This window comes from Rhizobium sp. BK275 (genome assembly GCF_014193555.1).
GTDB lineage: Bacteria > Pseudomonadota > Alphaproteobacteria > Rhizobiales > Rhizobiaceae > Rhizobium.
The window spans coordinates 165,296-180,856 of the sequence record NZ_JACHZL010000002.1 but is presented as its reverse complement, the minus strand read 5'-3'; the positions used below and the strand labels follow the sequence as shown (position 1 = coordinate 180,856).

At 61.9% G+C, this 15,561-nt stretch carries 15 protein-coding genes; 8 read left to right on the top strand and 7 right to left on the bottom strand.

Features of this window, described 5'->3' with window-relative positions; genetic code table 11:
- Positions 1-263: 263 nt before the first annotated feature.
- From FHT82_RS06750 to FHT82_RS06720, 7 genes are all read left to right on the top strand, one after another.
- Positions 264-458 carry a hypothetical protein gene (locus FHT82_RS06750; protein ID WP_007813230.1) on the top strand — a complete coding sequence of 65 codons (195 nt, stop codon included), beginning with the start codon at positions 264-266 and terminating at the stop codon, positions 456-458.
- A 139-nt stretch (positions 459-597) separates the two neighbouring features.
- Entirely contained in the window at positions 598-1,593 is a 996-nt protein-coding gene (locus FHT82_RS06745; RefSeq protein ID WP_183727656.1) for a P1 family peptidase, read from the top strand.
- Positions 1,594-1,637: 44 nt separating this feature from the next.
- The gene (locus tag FHT82_RS06740; protein WP_183727654.1) at positions 1,638-2,558 is read left to right on the top strand and encodes a LysR family transcriptional regulator; all 921 of its coding nucleotides are present in this window, start codon (positions 1,638-1,640) and stop codon (positions 2,556-2,558) included.
- Positions 2,559-2,707: 149 nt separating this feature from the next.
- Positions 2,708-4,237: an ABC transporter substrate-binding protein gene (locus tag FHT82_RS06735; protein WP_183727652.1), complete on the top strand. Its 1,530-nt coding sequence runs from the start codon at positions 2,708-2,710 to the stop codon at positions 4,235-4,237.
- Positions 4,238-4,279: 42 nt separating this feature from the next.
- Positions 4,280-5,227, top strand: coding sequence for an ABC transporter permease (locus tag FHT82_RS06730; RefSeq protein WP_183727650.1), 948 nt, complete (start codon positions 4,280-4,282; stop codon positions 5,225-5,227).
- On the top strand, positions 5,227-6,090 hold the full coding sequence (locus FHT82_RS06725; RefSeq protein WP_183729161.1) for an ABC transporter permease: 864 nt from the start codon (positions 5,227-5,229) through the stop codon (positions 6,088-6,090). Before FHT82_RS06730 ends, FHT82_RS06725 begins: the two co-directional genes overlap by 1 nt.
- 36 nt (positions 6,091-6,126) lie before the next feature.
- Positions 6,127-7,542, top strand: coding sequence for an amidase (locus FHT82_RS06720; RefSeq protein ID WP_183727648.1), 1,416 nt, complete (start codon positions 6,127-6,129; stop codon positions 7,540-7,542).
- Here FHT82_RS06720 and FHT82_RS06715 read toward each other — a convergent pair.
- The 3 genes from FHT82_RS06715 to FHT82_RS06705 all read right to left on the bottom strand — a co-directional run bounded on the left by FHT82_RS06715 (position 7,524) and on the right by FHT82_RS06705 (position 10,273).
- Positions 7,524-8,378, bottom strand: a complete 855-nt coding sequence (locus FHT82_RS06715) for an NlpC/P60 family protein (RefSeq protein ID WP_183727646.1) — start codon at positions 8,376-8,378, stop codon at positions 7,524-7,526. The two genes, FHT82_RS06720 and FHT82_RS06715, sit on opposite strands and share 19 nt — an antisense overlap.
- A gap of 38 nt (positions 8,379-8,416) precedes the next feature.
- Entirely contained in the window at positions 8,417-8,767 is a 351-nt protein-coding gene (locus FHT82_RS06710; RefSeq protein WP_183727644.1) for a MarR family winged helix-turn-helix transcriptional regulator, read from the bottom strand.
- 114 nt (positions 8,768-8,881) lie between these two features.
- Complete coding sequence (locus tag FHT82_RS06705; RefSeq protein ID WP_183727642.1) at positions 8,882-10,273, bottom strand: M17 family metallopeptidase; 1,392 nt, start codon at positions 10,271-10,273, stop codon at positions 8,882-8,884.
- 139 nt (positions 10,274-10,412) lie between these two features.
- Here FHT82_RS06705 and FHT82_RS06700 point away from each other — a divergent pair, with 139 nt between their 5' ends.
- On the top strand, positions 10,413-11,246 hold the full coding sequence (locus tag FHT82_RS06700) for a tetratricopeptide repeat protein (RefSeq protein WP_183727640.1): 834 nt from the start codon (positions 10,413-10,415) through the stop codon (positions 11,244-11,246).
- Between the two features lies 1 nt (position 11,247).
- On the opposite strand, the gene FHT82_RS06695 is transcribed toward FHT82_RS06700, so the two are convergent.
- The 4 genes from FHT82_RS06695 to FHT82_RS06680 all read right to left on the bottom strand — a co-directional run bounded on the left by FHT82_RS06695 (position 11,248) and on the right by FHT82_RS06680 (position 15,551).
- Entirely contained in the window at positions 11,248-11,880 is a 633-nt protein-coding gene (locus FHT82_RS06695) for a LysE family translocator (RefSeq protein WP_183727638.1), read from the bottom strand.
- A gap of 178 nt (positions 11,881-12,058) precedes the next feature.
- A complete protein-coding gene (locus FHT82_RS06690; RefSeq protein WP_183727636.1) occupies positions 12,059-13,042 on the bottom strand; it encodes a type II secretion system F family protein in 984 nt (327 codons plus the stop codon).
- Positions 13,043-13,057: 15 nt separating this feature from the next.
- The gene (locus tag FHT82_RS06685) at positions 13,058-14,065 is read right to left on the bottom strand and encodes a type II secretion system F family protein (RefSeq protein ID WP_183727634.1); all 1,008 of its coding nucleotides are present in this window, start codon (positions 14,063-14,065) and stop codon (positions 13,058-13,060) included.
- A 1-nt stretch (position 14,066) separates the two neighbouring features.
- The gene (locus FHT82_RS06680) at positions 14,067-15,551 is read right to left on the bottom strand and encodes a CpaF family protein (protein ID WP_183727632.1); all 1,485 of its coding nucleotides are present in this window, start codon (positions 15,549-15,551) and stop codon (positions 14,067-14,069) included.
- Between the last annotated feature and the right edge of the window lie 10 nt (positions 15,552-15,561).

Here is a 15,561-nt window from a genome sequence, read left to right as displayed (position 1 = left end):
CAAGTTTGTAGATTATAGAAATGGTCTTTCACCGGCCCCCGGGCTCTTCGGGGACCTCGCAAGTGCAACGCCAACGCAAGGAACGAGACATGGTTGATTTCGAAATTCTCGCCGTACTGCCTGGGCGATCTGTGCTTGGCAATGACCGTCCGGGCGCCCTCTCCCGCCCGAACTGTCGAATGTGACATTCGTCCCCCTTTCAACGGTACCAGACAAGTCAATTCGCCATAGCCTGCGCATCCGCGCGGCAGGAGTTCTATGTAATGAAAAAAGAAGTTATCGAATATGCAGGCATCCCGGTCGGGATCGTCATTCCGGATGAAGACCGGCTGAAATTCATCGCCGTCAAATTCCATGTCCATGACCTCGACGAGCAGCATTTCAGCTCGCCCGCCGAGGTGAAGCTGGCCATTCACGATCTGATGACCCGCCGCCACCCGAAGCCCCTTCATGCCTGATGCGGAACGCGGCTTCGACACCATGGAGAATTTCCGACCGGCCCGGCAAAACGGGCCGGTCTTGTTTTTTACCAGTCTTGTCTTTTAAACGCATTTGACTTCCTATCGGCGCGCTTCCCTTCAAGACAGGAGCCCGCGCTTGTCCGATCTTCTCAATCTCCTCACCGATATCGAAGGTGTCTCCGTCGGCCACGCAACCAACCTCTCGCTTGGTTCCGGAGTCACGGCCATCGTCTTCGATGAACCGGCAGTCGCCTCCGGCAGCGTGCTCGGCGGTGCGCCAGGCGGGCGCGATACAGCGCTGCTCGACCCTTCCATGGTGGTCGATGCCGTTGACGCCTTCGTGCTGTCAGGCGGATCGGCCTTCGGCCTCGACGCGGCAGGCGGTGTGCAGGCGGGATTGCGGGAGATGGGACGCGGATTTCAGGTCGGCCCAGTTCGTATCCCGATCGTACCTCAGGCGATCCTGATGGATCTGCTGAATGGCGGCGACAAGGACTGGGGCGTGCATTCGCCCTATCGCGAGATGGGCTATGAGGCCGTGAAGGCCGCCCGCAAGGGTGCCTTCGATCTCGGTACTGTCGGTGCCGGCACGGGGGCAACGACCGCGACCTTCAAGGGCGGGATCGGCTCGGCAAGCGCCGTCAGCAGCGCCGGGCATCGCATCGCAGCCATTGTCGCCGTCAACGCCGTCGGTACAGCGACAATCGGCGAAGGCCCGCATTTCTGGGCGGCCCCCTTCGAGCAGAATGGAGAATTCGGCGGGCTCGGCATGCCCAGCGAAATCGATCATCAACTGCGGCTCAAGAGCGTGAAAACGACAGCCACGACGATCGGCGCTGTGGTCACCAACGCATCGCTGATCAAGGCCGAGGCACACCGGCTTTCCGTTGCCGCCCATGATGGGCTCGCGCGTGCAGTGCTGCCCGCCCACCTGCCGCTCGACGGCGATACGATTTTTGCGGCTTCCACCGGCAAACACAAGCGCAACGACATGGCAAGCCTGATGGAATTGTGCCATCTGGCCGGGATCGTCATGGCGCGGGCAATCGCACGCGGCGTCTACGAGGCCACGGCGCTTCCGGTACCGGGCGCGCAGATGGCGTGGCGCGACCGCTATACGGCCGGGCGCTGATTGCCTAGATTACATAAAAGAGCCTGACGGCGGAGAACGGGTGAATGCAGATTCGGGCGCTGATGTATTTTGACGAGCTGGTGCGAACCAACTCCATGCGCCAGGCAGCCGAAAACCTGAATGTCGCGCCGACGGCGATCAGCCGGCAGATCGAGAACCTCGAATACCACTTCGGCGCGCCCCTGGTCGAACGCAGTGCCCGCGGTGTGAAGCTGACGGCTGCCGGGGAACTGCTGGCAGCACGCGCCGGCCGCACGCTGCGCGAGCTCGACCATGTGCAGCAGCTGATCGAGGACTTGAAGGGCCTGCAGCGCGGCCGTGTCAACATTTATGCGAACGGTGCGACGGTCGCTAATCTGCTTGCGCCGGCGCTCGCCGAATTCAGCCTGAAATATCCGAAGCTGCGCTTTGCCGTGACGATCACCAGCGCACGGGCAGCCATCGAAGCCGTCAACAGCGCGGAAGCCGATATTGCTGTGACGCTGTTTGCGCCGCCGATGTCCGGCACCAAGGTGCGGCTGCGCTCGGAAATCGCCTATGATCTCATCACCGCGCCGAACCATCCCGCAGCGTCGCGGCCGGATATTCCGCTCAAGGAGCTGGCCGAATATGCATTGGCGCTGCCCGATCAATCCTTCGGTTTCCGCCAGGCCTTCGACGCGCTCTTCGAGAAGGAAGGGCTGAGCCTCGATCCGGTCTTCGTGACGAGTTCTCTCGAAATGCTCAAAGAACTGGTATTGAGCGGCGCGGCGGTAACGCTGCTGCCGGCGCTGACCGTTCGCCGCGAAATCGAGGCCGGGCAGCTCTGCGCCATTCCCCTTGCCGGCAAGACCGGCATCCGCACGCATGTCGATCTCTGCGTGGCGCCCGACCGGCAGCTTTCCTTTGCCGCAACGAAGCTTCTCGATTTCATCGAACGCTTCATGCGCGAACGCGCCAACCGCAGGGCGGGAAGCAAAGAGTAGACCCACGGGCTTGCATTGGGCCAAGAATTACGGTGTAGCTTTTTCGGCTACACTGAGCACACAAAATCGTCATTGTGTGTGCACTGCCGTGGTGTCACTCTATGCGCAAAAGGGTTCCGCCGAACAGCGGAACCAAACAGGGGAACAGGATGATCAAGGTTTCGCTCGCGCCGTCGGCGCGCCTCATGCGGCGTCTTTCGATGGGCGCTGCGCTTTCCGCCGGCATTATGATGCTGGCGCTGACGCCCGCGGAAGCCGCCAAGACCACGCTCAGTCTCGGCATGAGCGTCGAGCCGACCGGACTCGACCCGACGATTGCCGCCCCCGTCGCCATCGGCCAGGTGACCTGGCAAAATATCTTCGAAGGGCTGGTCAGGATTGACGAGACCGGCAAGGTGCAGCCGCAGCTCGCCAAGAGCTGGGAGATTTCCCCTGATGGCCTGACCTATACGTTCAAGCTGCAGAGCGGCGTGAAATTCCATGATGGCGAGGCCTTTGATTCCGCCGCCGCAAAATTCGCCCTCGACCGCGCCCGCGGCAAAGATTCCGTCAATCCGCAAAAGCGCTTCTTCGCGTCGATCGCGTCCATCGACACGCCCGATGCCGAAACGCTGGTGCTGCATCTCTCCACCCCGACCGGCAGCCTGATCTACTGGCTCGGCTGGCCGGCCTCTGTCATGGTCGGGCCGAAATCTGCCGATAACGATAAGACGACGCCTGTTGGTACCGGGCCGTTCAAATTTTCCGCCTGGGCCAAGGGCGACCACGTGGAACTGGTCAAGAATGACGATTACTGGAACAAGGATGGTAGCGCCAAGCTCGACAAGGTGACCTTCCGCTTCATCAACGATCCTCAGGCACAGGCGGCGGCACTGAAATCCGGCGATCTCGACGCCTTTCCGGAATTTGCCGCACCGGAGCTGATGAGTTCCTTCGATGGCGATGCGCGTCTTGCGACCAAGGTCGGAAATACCGAACTCAAGGTCGTTGCCGGCATGAACAATGCACGCAAGCCGTTCGACAACAAGCGCGTACGCCAGGCCCTGATGATGGCGATCGACCGCCAGACCGTCATCGATGGTGCCTGGTCCGGCCTGGGCACGGCCATCGGCAGCCACTATACCCCGAACGATCCCGGTTATCAGGACATGACGGGCGTGCTGCCTTATAATGTCGAAAAGGCCAAGGCACTGCTTACTGAGGCCGGTTATCCCAACGGCTTCACCTTCACGATCAAATCACCGCAGATGGCCTATGCGCCGCGCAGCGCACAGGTGATGCAGGCCATGTTGGCCGAGATCGGCGTGACGATGAATATCGAGCCCACGGAATTCCCGGCGAAGTGGGTGAAGGATGTCATGACCAGCCGTGACTACGACATGACGATCGTCGCCCATGCCGAACCGATGGACATCGATATCTATTCGCGCGATCCCTATTACTTCAACTACAAGAATCCGGCCTTCAACGATCTCATGAAGAAGGTGCAGGAAACGACCGATCCAGCCGAGCAGGCGAAGTTTTACGGCGAAGCGCAGAAGATTCTCGCCGAGGACGTGCCGGCGCTCTACCTTTTCGTCATGCCTAAACTCGGCGTCTGGGACAAGAAGCTGAAGGGCCTGTGGGAGAACGAGCCGATCCCCTCCAACGTTCTCAGCAACGTTTCCTGGGAAGAGTAAGGATCGAGGGCGGGTGGCGGCTGACAGGGTGCCGAAGACGATATGATCGCACTGCTTTCCCGCCGCCTTGCCGGCCTAGTCCTTACCCTTCTCGTCGTTTCGCTTGTGATCTTCGCCGTCATGGATCTGCTGCCGGGCGATCCCGCCTCGATCATGCTCGGCACCTCGGCAAGCCCGGAGACACTGGCAGCGTTGCGGCATGAGCTCGGCCTCGACCAGCCGCTCATCCTGCGTTACGGCCAATGGCTCGCCGGCGTCTTCTCCGGCAATCTCGGGCAGTCCTACACCTACGGCGTACCGGTCGCCGGGCTGATCGTCGAGCGGTTGGCCGTGACGCTGCCGCTCGCGTTGATCGCCATCGTACTGTCGGTGCTGATTGCACTGCCGCTCGGCGTGCTGGCAGCGGCGCGGCGGGGTGGCATCCTTGATGCGATCGCCACGATCTTCTCGCAGATCAGCATCGCCGTGCCGGCCTTCTGGGTGGCGCTGCTGCTCATCATCCTGTTCTCCACAACGCTCGGGCTGATGCCGGCAGGCGGTTTTCCGGGATGGGACGCCGGGCTTCTGCCGGCGCTGCAGGCGCTGCTGATGCCGGCAGTGGCGCTGGCGCTGCCGCAGGCCGGCGTTCTCACGCGCGTCGCACGGTCTGCGGTGCTCGACACCATGCATGAGGATTTCGCGCGTACCGCCGTCGCCAAGGGGCTGCCGCAAAGCACCGTGCTCTGGCGGCATATCGTGCCGAATGCGCTGGTACCGATCCTGACCATTCTCGGGCTGCAATTCACCTTTCTTGTCGCTGGCGCGGTGCTGGTCGAAAACGTCTTCAACCTGCCGGGGCTGGGGCGGCTTGCCTTTCAGGCCCTGTCGCAGCGCGACATCGTCGTCATGCAGGATGTCGTGTTGTTCTTCGCAGGCCTCGTCATCGTCATGAACTTCATCGTCGATCTCTCCTATCTCGTGATCGACCCGCGCATGCGAAAGGCAGCATGATGGCACCCATCGTTTCCTCCGCCTTTGTCCGGCGTCGCCGAAGCTTCCGATTTAGCCGGCGAAAGAACCTGATCGCCGGCATCGGTATCGTCGGCTTTCTGGCTGCCATTGCCTTGCTATCGCTGTTCTGGACACCGCTGCCGCCGGCGAAGATGCAGATCATTCACAAGCTGCAGCCGCCGCTTGCCTTCGGCCTGCTCGGCACGGACCAGTTCGGCCGTGATGTGCTCTCTATGCTGATGGTCGGGTGCTGGAATTCGCTGTCCATCGCCATCAGCGCGGTCGCCATCGGCGGCACGCTTGGTTCGATCGCCGGTGTTTCCGCGGCGGCCATCCGCGGCCCCTGTGAGGCGCTGCTGATGCGCGCCTGCGACGTGATCTTTGCGCTGCCGCCGATCCTTTCCGCCATGATACTCGGTGCATTTCTCGGGCCGGGACGCTTTACCGCCATCGCGGCCATCGCCGTCTTCATGATACCGGTCTTTGCACGCGTGACGCTCGCTACCTCCCTGCAGGCCTGGAGCCGCGACTATGTGCTGGCGGCGCAGGCGATCGGCAACAGCCGCTTCACGATCTCGGTGCGGCATGTGCTGCCTAACATCATGAGCCAGATCATCGTGCATGCGGCGATCCAGCTCGGCCTCGCGATCCTGACCGAGGCCGGCCTTTCCTTCCTCGGCCTCGGCATGGCGCCGCCCGCGCCGACCTGGGGACGCATGCTGGCGGATGCCCAGACCTTCCTTTCGCTTGCTCCGTGGCTGGCAATCCTGCCCGGCCTTGCCATCGCGCTCACCGTCTTCGGCTTCAACATGCTGGGTGACGGATTGCGCGATCTGTTCGACCCGCGCGAAGCGAGCCGCTGATGTCCTCCCAAGACAAACCGCCCGAAAGATCAGACCATGCCAGATACCGATTTCACCATCCGCGAACTCAGGCGGCGCTTCGCTGACAAAAGCCTCTCGCCGCTCGAATACTGGCTCGCGCTCGAAAAGCATATCGATGCCTGGGAGCCTTCGATCGCAGCGCTTTATCTCTATGATCCGGAAGCAGCGCGCGAGCAGGCAATGGCATCGGGCGAGCGCTGGATGAAAGGTGAAACGCTCGGACCGCTCGACGGCATTCCTGTTACCCTCAAGGAATTGATCGCCACCAAGGGACATCCGGTGCCGCTCGGCACGAAGGCGGTCGAGTTGAAGCCAGCGGAAGCGGATGCGCCGGCAGCGGCGCGGCTGCGGGAGGACGGTGCCGTCATCTTCGCCAAAACCACCTGCCCCGACTACGGCATGCTGTCGTCGGGTCTTTCGAGCTTCCATCATCTGAGCCGCAACCCGTGGGACATCACACAGAACCCCGGCGGCTCCAGCGCCGGTGCCTCGGCGGCGGCTGCTGCCGGCTACGGACCGCTGCATATCGGCACGGATATTGGCGGTTCTGTGCGCCTGCCGGCCGGCTGGACTGGTGTGTTCGGCTTCAAGCCGAGCCATGGGCGCATTCCAGTTGACCCCTATTATGTCGGTCGCTGCGCGGGACCGATGACCCGGACGGTGGAGGATGCCGCTTATTCGATGGCAACCCTTTCCCGCCCCGACTGGCGCGACGGCACCAGTCTGCCGCAGAATGATTTCGACTGGATGAATCTTGCTATCGATCTCAGCGGCATGCGGATCGGACTGATGCTCGATGCGGGCTGCGGCCTGGCTGTCGATGATGATGTGAAGATTGCCGTCGAGCAGGCCGCGAAACTCTTCGAGAAGGCGGGTGCGACGATCGTTTCCGCAGGGCCGGTGCTGACACGGACCATGCTCGATGGGCTCGACGATTTCTGGCGTGCGCGTTTCTGGGGCGACATTGCCGGGCTGAGCGAGGAGCGCCGCGAAACGATCCTGCCCTATATCTACGAATGGGCGAAGGGCGGTGCCGATGTCAGCGGCGTGGATGCCGTCAAGGGTTTCAATCAGACGATCGAAATGCGCAAGACCTGTGGCCGGCTTTTCACCGAGGTCGATGCGGTGTTGTCACCGACCAATCCGGTCGTCTCCTATCCGGCCGAATGGCCCTCTCCGACCAACGATCCGAAGCTGCCCTTCGAGCACATCGCCTTCACGGTGCCGTGGAACATGTCGGAACAGCCGGCGTCGTCCATCAATTGCGGCTTCTCGAAGGGCATGCCGATCGGCCTGCAGATCGTCGGACCACGCTTCGACGACATGCGGGTGCTGAAACTCTCGAAAGCATTCGAGGATTGGACGGGCGGCATCAAGGACTGGCCAAAGCCGCCGACCGTCCGAAAGCAATCTCAGAACGGGCGCCGATAGCCGGTCGGCTGTTCGTAGAGCCAGCCGATGCGCTTGACGGCAGCGTCGAAATTCTCACGCGCCACGGTCATCGTGTGACCGTTGGCGTGGATGATGGTTTCGGGATCTTCGAAGATGGCGACGTGCCCCTTCCAGAAGACCAGATCGCCGCGGCGTACATCTGAGCGCTCGATCGGCTCGCCAAGGCCAGCCGCCTGCATATCGGTATCGCGCGGCGCGCTTCTGCCGGTCATCTGCAGCGCAAGCTGGATGAGGCCGGAGCAATCGATGCCAAGGCCGGAGCGGCCGCCCCAGAGATAGGGTGTTTCCAGGAAGCGGGCAGCGATATCGACGTAGTCCTGGCCATCCAACGCTCCAAGCGGCTGGAGATGCTTGGAGAAGATCGCCGTGCCGTCATTGAGCACCAGATAGCGATTGCCGCGCGCTTCCGTTTCGCCTGATATATGGACACGACTGCCCATCGACAGCACTGTCTTATACGGTTTGCGCAATTCCGGTTCGGGATAGAGGAAGGTGCGCTGCGGAACGACGATATGTGTCGGAGCCGGCACCGCTTCGGCGATCGCCTGTTCGGGCAGGTAGCCGACATAGCCGTCGGATGTGGCCTTGACCCAGCACCAGCCATCAGCACGATCGAAGACCGTAACGTCCTCGCCGAAAAGCAGCTCCGTATCAATACCACGGGCAAGATCCGGCTGCGGACGCAAGGCAATGACCGGAACGCAGACGCGCGCCGGCGTGCCGCTCACAAAGCGCGTCGCTTCGACCTTGCCTTCAAGGCCGGCTTCCGCGAGATCCGGGCGATAAGCGTGAAGGCGGCGGTCGAGCATCGTCATGGAATTCCTTTCAAATGGGCCGTTCAGTCGGGGGCCTTTCAGACCGGAAGCTTGCGGCCCTGCTCGCGCACGAGATCGCCGAGCTTTTCGAGATAGAGCGCGCCGCCAACGGTGCGCTTGATGATGACATTGCGCCGGTCGGCATCGTCACGAACGCGATCGACGAGGCCCATCTCGCCCATCGTATCCAGCGCCCGGGTGATGACCGGTTTCGTCACGTTCAGCGTCGCGGCCAGCCCGCGCACGGTATGCGGCGGCGGCACGAGATAGATATGCAGCAGGATCGCCATCTGGCGCAACGTCAAATCTCTGTTGTCGTGACGGACTTGGTCGAGCGCCACGCCGTGCCAGAGGCCAAGCGCCTGTGAGGCGGTCAGTTCAATCGGCACGGCCCCTCCGGAAAATCGTTACGCTAACGTTTCATTTTCCGGCAATTGACCCGCGCAAGCAAGAGGCGGCACAGAATGCCGCCTCGCAAGGTGAATAAAATTTTAACGACCGGCTCAGCGGACGCTCTGGCGAATATGATGGTAGAGCGCACGGATGGCCTGCGCCTCGCCGCCTCCAGGCGAATGTGCGCGCTCGTTCGGCGCCCAGCCGTAGATATCGAAATGCGCCCAGCTCTTTGCTTTGCCGACGAACCGCTTCAGGAACAGTGCTGCAGTGATCGCACCGGCCATGCCGCCTGCCGGAGCATTGGTGATATCGGCGAACTTGGTGCGGATGTCCTTCTCGTAGCCAGCGTAAAGCGGCAGGCGCCAGAGCGGATCGTCCGTCTCGAGACTTGATTCCATCAGGTCTTGCGCGAGGTTCTCATCATCAGTGAAGAAGGGCGGCAGATCTGGGCCGAGGGCAACGCGGGCAGCACCCGTCAGGGTCGCCATGTCGATCAGCAGATCGGGCTCTTCCTCGTCGGCATAGGCGAGTGCGTCGGCCAAAATCAGGCGGCCTTCGGCATCGGTGTTGTCGATCTGGACCGTCAGGCCCTTGCGGCTCTTGTAGATGTCGCCGGGGCGGAAGGCATTCGACGAGATGGAATTCTCGACGACCGGGACGATGACACGCAGATCGACCTTCAGCTTTGCATCCATGATCATGAGCGCGAGGCCCATGACGTTTGCAGCACCCCCCATATCCTTCTTCATCAAGAGCATGGAAGAAGCCGGCTTGATGTCGAGGCCGCCTGTATCGAAGCAGACGCCCTTGCCGACCAGCGTCACCTTGCGGTGGCCCTTCTTGCCCCAGCGCAGTTCCAGCAGGCGCGGCGCATCGGCACTGGCGCGGCCGACGGTATGGACCAGCGGGAAGTTCTCCTTCAGCAGGTCGTCACCAATGATGACCGACATCTCGGCCTTGTAGTGTGTTGCCAGGTCACGGAAAGCGGCTTCGAGCTGCTCCGGCCCCATATCGTTGGTCGGCGTATTGATGAGGTCGCGGGCAAGAAAGACGCCGGCGAGCTGGCGCTTGATTTCGTTGGCGTCGGCATCGCGCGGGATCATCAGCGTCGCGGCCGGGGATTTTTCGGACTTGTAACGATCGAAACGGTAGCTGCCGAGGCCGAAGCCGAGCGACAGGCGGTTTGCCGTCAGCGGCGCGGTCTCGATATGCCAGTCGCCGGCCGGCAGCGCGCGGGCGAGCTTGCCGGTGATGTAGGGCTGCTCCGACGGATTGGTGCCGAGACCGAAAAGCGCACCGCCGAGATGGCCGTCAGCCGTGGGGATCAGAAGCAGCGAACCGCTTTCCGCCTTGTAGCCGGCTTTGCGAGCCCAATCGAGCGCGATCGGATCGATGGTGCCGGTTTCGATATGGGCGGGCGTGACAGCGAAGATCGGCAGCGTCGTCCCGCCCTTGGTGTTGAAAGGGGTCGGTCTCTCGATGAACTGGAAGGGGGCCATGGTTGTCCTTGGAGGCGGGGGCAGAATCACTTCTTAACTGTCTGTTAGGGTTAACAGACTATTGCTGGAGCGAAGATTGCGTCAAACCTTTCCCTGTTCCGCTTTGAGGTCAGGCGCCGATTTCATTCAGGATCGCGCAATGCCCGTCTCGGCCTCCATTCCTCTCACGAAGCGTATTTTGCAGGGAACCGCGACTGCCGTCGTCATGCTGGCGCTTGCCGGCTGCTCGACGACGGCAAAGGACCGGATGACGACCGGCTCGATCCCGAAGCTCGACAGGCCGGTCGAGCAGATGGACGCCAATCAATTGCGGGCCGCCACCGACCGCGTCGGCCAGGCCTATGAGAAGAACCCGCGCGATCCCGTCAACGGCGTCAACTACGCCAATCTGCTGCGCATGAACGGACGCGACGCACAGGCGCTAGCCGTCATGCAGCAGGTCGCCATCGCCAATCCTGCCGACCGCAATGTGCTTGCCGCCTATGGCAAGGCGCAGGCAGCCGCGGGGCAGCTTCAGCAGGCGCTGGACACGATCGGCAGGGCGCAGACGCCAGACCGTCCCGACTGGCGGCTGATCTCGGCAGAAGGCGCGATCCTCGATCAGATGGGCAAGCCAAACGATGCGCGTCAGCGCTACCGCGATGCGCTCGACATCCAGCCGAACGAGCCGTCGATCCTTTCCAACCTCGGCATGTCCTATCTGCTGACGGGCGATCTGCGCACGGCGGAAACCTATCTTCGCTCGGCGGCAGGTCAGCCCTCCGCCGACAGCCGCGTGCGCCAGAACCTCGCCCTCGCCGTCGGGCTGCAGGGACGTTTTCCAGAGGCCGAGCAGATCGCGCGGCGCGAACTCTCGCCGCAGCAGGCCGATGCGAATGTCGCCTATCTGCGCGGCATGCTTTCGCAGCAGAATTCCTGGCAGAAGCTCGCGGCGAAAGACACGACGTCCGCCGCCGCCAGCAATACCAACTGAGTTATTTGCCGCTCAATCCGGACAGGATGAGACGCAGGCCGAGGCCAGCCATGACCGCGCCTGCGGCCCTGTCGATCCAGGCCTTGACAGCAATATAAACCTTGCGCGGGTGCTGGGCCGAAAAAGCGAGCGCGACGATCGCATACCATCCCGCTTCGACCAGGAAGACACCGACCGGCAGCGCCAGCAAAAGTTCCACCGGCACGGTCTTCGGCAGGAGTGCTGCAAAGATACTGGCGTAGACAACGATCGTTTTGGGGTTGCTCAATTGCGTCAGCATGGCCGCCGTGAAACTGCGCGCCGGCATGCTTTTGCCGGCGATATCGCCTGACAGCGCAAGCGGTTCGCTGGCGCCCTTCCAGATCGCAAAAGCAATGTAGATCAGGTAGGCACCGCCGGCGATCTTCAGCACGAGATAGAGCCACTCGAATTGCGAGAGCAGCGCAGTCAGGCCAGCGAGAGCGAGAATAGCGAAGGTCACGCCGCCGACGCCCATGCCGAGTGCTGCGGCGAGCCCATCAAAGCGGGAGCGGGAGATGGCAATGCGCGAGACGACAACGAAACTCGGACCGGGGCTCATGGCGCCGATCACCAATGCACTGATGATACTGATAAAGATGCCGAGAGACGACATGGCAAAACTCCATCTCTTTGTTTCACGCGAAACCGCCGCACATTTTCGCTGAATTGCCCTGATAATCGAGGGGTGCGCAGGCGAGCGGCGAAAAAACGTTCGTGCTTCCCGATTGTGGCCCAGCTTCGCCAATTATGCGGGAGCGCAAGCTAGCCGGATTCCCTCATAGCGGCAAGCGTCAGAACCGGTCGGCGACCTGGATGCCGGCGGGGCCGAGGATGACCGCGACCAGCACCGGCAGGAAGAAGAGGATCATCGGCACGGTCAGCTTCGGCGGCAGGGCGGCAGCCTTCTTTTCCGCTTCGTTCATGCGTTCGTCGCGGCCTTCCTGTGCCAGCACGCGCAGCGCCGTTGCTACCGGCGTGCCGTAGCGATCTGCCTGAATGAGCGCCTGGGTGACCGAACGAACGAGATCGATCTGAGTGCGGGTTGCGAGATTTTCGAGCGCGACGCGGCGATCCGGCAGGAAAGAGAGCTCAGCGGTCGTCAACACCATTTCTTCGGCAAGCGGCGGCGATTGTTCACCGAGCTCTTCGGAGACACGGCGCATGGCCGCTTCGATGGAAATGCCCGATTCCACGCAAATCAGCATCATATCCAGCGCATCCGGCCAGGCGCGCTTGATGGACAGCTGACGCTTGCCCATACGGTTGGAGATATAGATGTTCGGTGCATAGAAGCCGATATAGGCGATGCCGATGACGATGAAGACCCGTATCGGCAGGCCCTTGTCGGCAAGGTTGCCGAGGCCGAACATCCAGAATGCGGCAACGGCTAGGAAGAGAAATGGCAGAAGAAAGCGCGCGACGAGGAAGGTGTTCAACGCGTTTTCCGAGCGAAAACCAGCGGCGCGCAACTTGTTCATCGTGTTGTCGTCGACGAGTGCCTTGCGCAGGTTGAAACGCTCGACAATCTGGCGGACGGGCCGGTTGTTCTGGCTTCTGAGCGTGGCCTTGCCGCCGGTATCGGCATTCAGGCGGGCGCGTTCGCGGGCGCGGATCTGCTCGCGCTCGGTCGAGACGGCCTTCATGCGCTTGTTGAGATCGCCACGCTCGAAAAAGGGAACGGCAAGCGTGTAGAAGGTGGCGAAGACGGCGATGGCGACGAGCACCGCCACGATCATGGCGGGATCGGTCAATGTTGCGGCAAGTTCTTCCGACATGCTGCCTTGCTCCCGCTAGATATCGAAGTTGATCATGTTGCGCATTACAAAGATGCCGATCGACATCCAGATCGCCGAAAAGCCCATGATGAAGTGGCCGCGCGGATCGGTGAACAGGACCATCATGTATTGCGGCGACGTCAGGTAGACGAGCGTGGCAACGATGAATGGAAGGGCGCCGATGATGACGGCAGACGCCTTGGCTTCCATCGACAGTGCCTTCACCTTGGCCTTCATCTTCTTGCGGTCGCGCAACACCTTGGAGAGATTGCCGATCGCTTCCGACAGGTTGCCGCCGGCCTGCGACTGGATGGCGATGACGATCGCGAAGAAATTGACTTCCTGCAACGGCATCTGATTGGTCATGCGTGCACAGGCTTCGGGCACGCTAAGGCCGACCTGCTGCGATTCGACGATACGCCGGAATTCGCCCTTGACGGGCTCGACTCCCTCGGTCGCAACGAGACGGATCGCATCGTTCAGCGGCAGGCCTGAGCGGATGGAGCGGACGATGACGTCGAGCGCATTCGGAAACTCGTCGAGGAACTTGTTCTGGCGGCGCGAGACGAGGAAGCCGAGCACCCAGCGTGGCAGACCAAGCCCTGCGGCCACGGGAATACCGAGCATGATCGGTGTCGATGCGCCGGCGAGGAAGAGCAAGACCAGCAGCACAAATGCGAAGAGTGCGCTGAAAAGATAGAAGCGGACGGGCGTGATCGGCAGTCCCGCCTGCACCAGGCGGGATTTCAGTGACAGCGTTTTCCTGGTCTTTTCGTGCTGCCGCTTTTCGAGATCCTTCAGGCTGTCCTGCACCGATTTGCGACGCTTCGACAATTCCTGCACGCGGTCGCGGGCGGCCTTGACCTTGGTGCGATCGAGTTCAGCCGATTTGACGCGGTTGATGCGGCTTGCCGATTTCTTGTCGCTCTCGATCCGAGAGAACAATATGGCATAGCTCACCGCCGCCGCCGCAACGGCTGCGAGAACGACAATAGCCAGCACTGTCGGATCGATGCCAAACATCTCAATCCTTCGATTTCGATTCCATCTCGTCGAGCGCGGCGGCGAGGCGTTTTTCTTCGTTGTAATAGCGGGCGCGATCCCAGAAGTGCGGCTTGCCGATACCGGCAGACATATGGCGGCCGATCAGACGGCCGCTCGCGTCCTCGCCTTCGATCTCGTAGCGCATCAGATCCTGCGTGATGATGACGTCGCCTTCCATGCCGACCACCTCGGTGATCTGGGTGATGCGGCGCGAACCGTCGCGCAGGCGCTGCGCCTGGATGATCACGTCGATCGAGGAGGAAATGATCTCGCGCACGGTCTTTGCCGGCAAGGTGAAGCCGCCCATGGCGATCATCGATTCCATACGGCTCAGGCATTCGCGTGGGTTGTTGGCGTGGATGGTGCCCATGGAACCGTCGTGACCGGTGTTCATGGCCTGCAGGAGGTCGAATACTTCGGGTCCGCGCACTTCGCCGACGATGATGCGTTCGGGACGCATGCGCAGGCAGTTCTTGACGAGGTCGCGCATGGTGATCTCGCCCTCACCTTCGATGTTCGGCGGTCGAGTTTCGAGACGCACGACATGTGGCTGCTGGAGCTGGAGTTCGGCCGTATCTTCGCAGGTGATGACGCGCTCGTCGCGGTCGATATAGTTCGTCAGGCAGTTGAGAAGTGTCGTCTTGCCGGAGCCCGTACCGCCGGAGATGATGACATTACAGCGGACGCGACCGATGATCTGCAGCACGGTTGCGCCTTCCGGCGTGATGGCACCGAAGCGCACCAGCTGATCGAGCGTCAGCTTGTCCTTCTTGAATTTGCGGATGGTGAGCGCCGGGCCATCGATGGAAAGCGGCGGGGCGATGACGTTGACACGCGAGCCGTCAGGCAGGCGCGCGTCGCAGATCGGGCTCGATTCATCGACACGGCGGCCGACCTGGCTGACGATGCGCTGGCAGATCGACAGGAGCTGCGAATTGTCGCGGAAGCGGATTTCGGATTCGATCGTCTTGCCGCCGACTTCGATGAAGGTCTGGCCCGCGCCGTTGACCATGATATCGGCAATGTCGTCACGCGCCAGCAGCGGCTCGAGCGGACCATAGCCCAGGACGTCGTTGCAGATATCCTCGAGCAGTTCCTCCTGCTCGGAGATCGACATCGCGAAATTCTTGATGGTGATGATATCGTTGACGATATCGCGGATTTCCTCGCGCGCGCTTTCGCCGTCCAGCTTGGAAAGCTGCGAGAGGTCGATCGTATCGATCAGCGCGGAAAAAACCTGCGCTTTTGTATCGTAATATTCGTCGGTGCGAGCCGGGCGCTTGCGCTGCGGCGTCTGCATCGGCGGCGGCGCGACCTGCTGGCGGGCAGGCTCGCGCGACGGCTCGACGAACACCGCGGGACCGGATGGCGCTGCCGGGGCGGCAGCGGGCATCGGCGGCGGAGGAGCGGCGACACCGCCGGCACCGGCCTTTCCGAAACCTTCATTTCCGCGTTTTCCGAACATTGATCCGATC

Excerpts from the sequence above, each read along its gene's own strand:
- FHT82_RS06750 (WP_007813230.1), top strand. The coding sequence starts at position 264 with ATGAAAAAAGAAGTTATCGAATATGCAGGCATCCCGGTCGGGATCGTC.
- FHT82_RS06740 (WP_183727654.1), top strand. The coding sequence starts at position 1,638 with ATGCAGATTCGGGCGCTGATGTATTTTGACGAGCTGGTGCGAACCAAC.
- FHT82_RS06735 (WP_183727652.1), top strand. The coding sequence starts at position 2,708 with ATGATCAAGGTTTCGCTCGCGCCGTCGGCGCGCCTCATGCGGCGTCTT.
- FHT82_RS06730 (WP_183727650.1), top strand. The coding sequence starts at position 4,280 with ATGATCGCACTGCTTTCCCGCCGCCTTGCCGGCCTAGTCCTTACCCTT.
- FHT82_RS06725 (WP_183729161.1), top strand. The coding sequence starts at position 5,227 with ATGGCACCCATCGTTTCCTCCGCCTTTGTCCGGCGTCGCCGAAGCTTC.
- FHT82_RS06720 (WP_183727648.1), top strand. The coding sequence starts at position 6,127 with ATGCCAGATACCGATTTCACCATCCGCGAACTCAGGCGGCGCTTCGCT.
- FHT82_RS06715 (WP_183727646.1), bottom strand. The coding sequence starts at position 8,378 with ATGACGATGCTCGACCGCCGCCTTCACGCTTATCGCCCGGATCTCGCG.
- FHT82_RS06705 (WP_183727642.1), bottom strand. The coding sequence starts at position 10,273 with ATGGCCCCCTTCCAGTTCATCGAGAGACCGACCCCTTTCAACACCAAG.
- FHT82_RS06700 (WP_183727640.1), top strand. The coding sequence starts at position 10,413 with ATGCCCGTCTCGGCCTCCATTCCTCTCACGAAGCGTATTTTGCAGGGA.
- FHT82_RS06695 (WP_183727638.1), bottom strand. The coding sequence starts at position 11,880 with ATGTCGTCTCTCGGCATCTTTATCAGTATCATCAGTGCATTGGTGATC.
- FHT82_RS06690 (WP_183727636.1), bottom strand. The coding sequence starts at position 13,042 with ATGTCGGAAGAACTTGCCGCAACATTGACCGATCCCGCCATGATCGTG.
- FHT82_RS06685 (WP_183727634.1), bottom strand. The coding sequence starts at position 14,065 with ATGTTTGGCATCGATCCGACAGTGCTGGCTATTGTCGTTCTCGCAGCC.
- FHT82_RS06680 (WP_183727632.1), bottom strand. The coding sequence starts at position 15,551 with ATGTTCGGAAAACGCGGAAATGAAGGTTTCGGAAAGGCCGGTGCCGGC.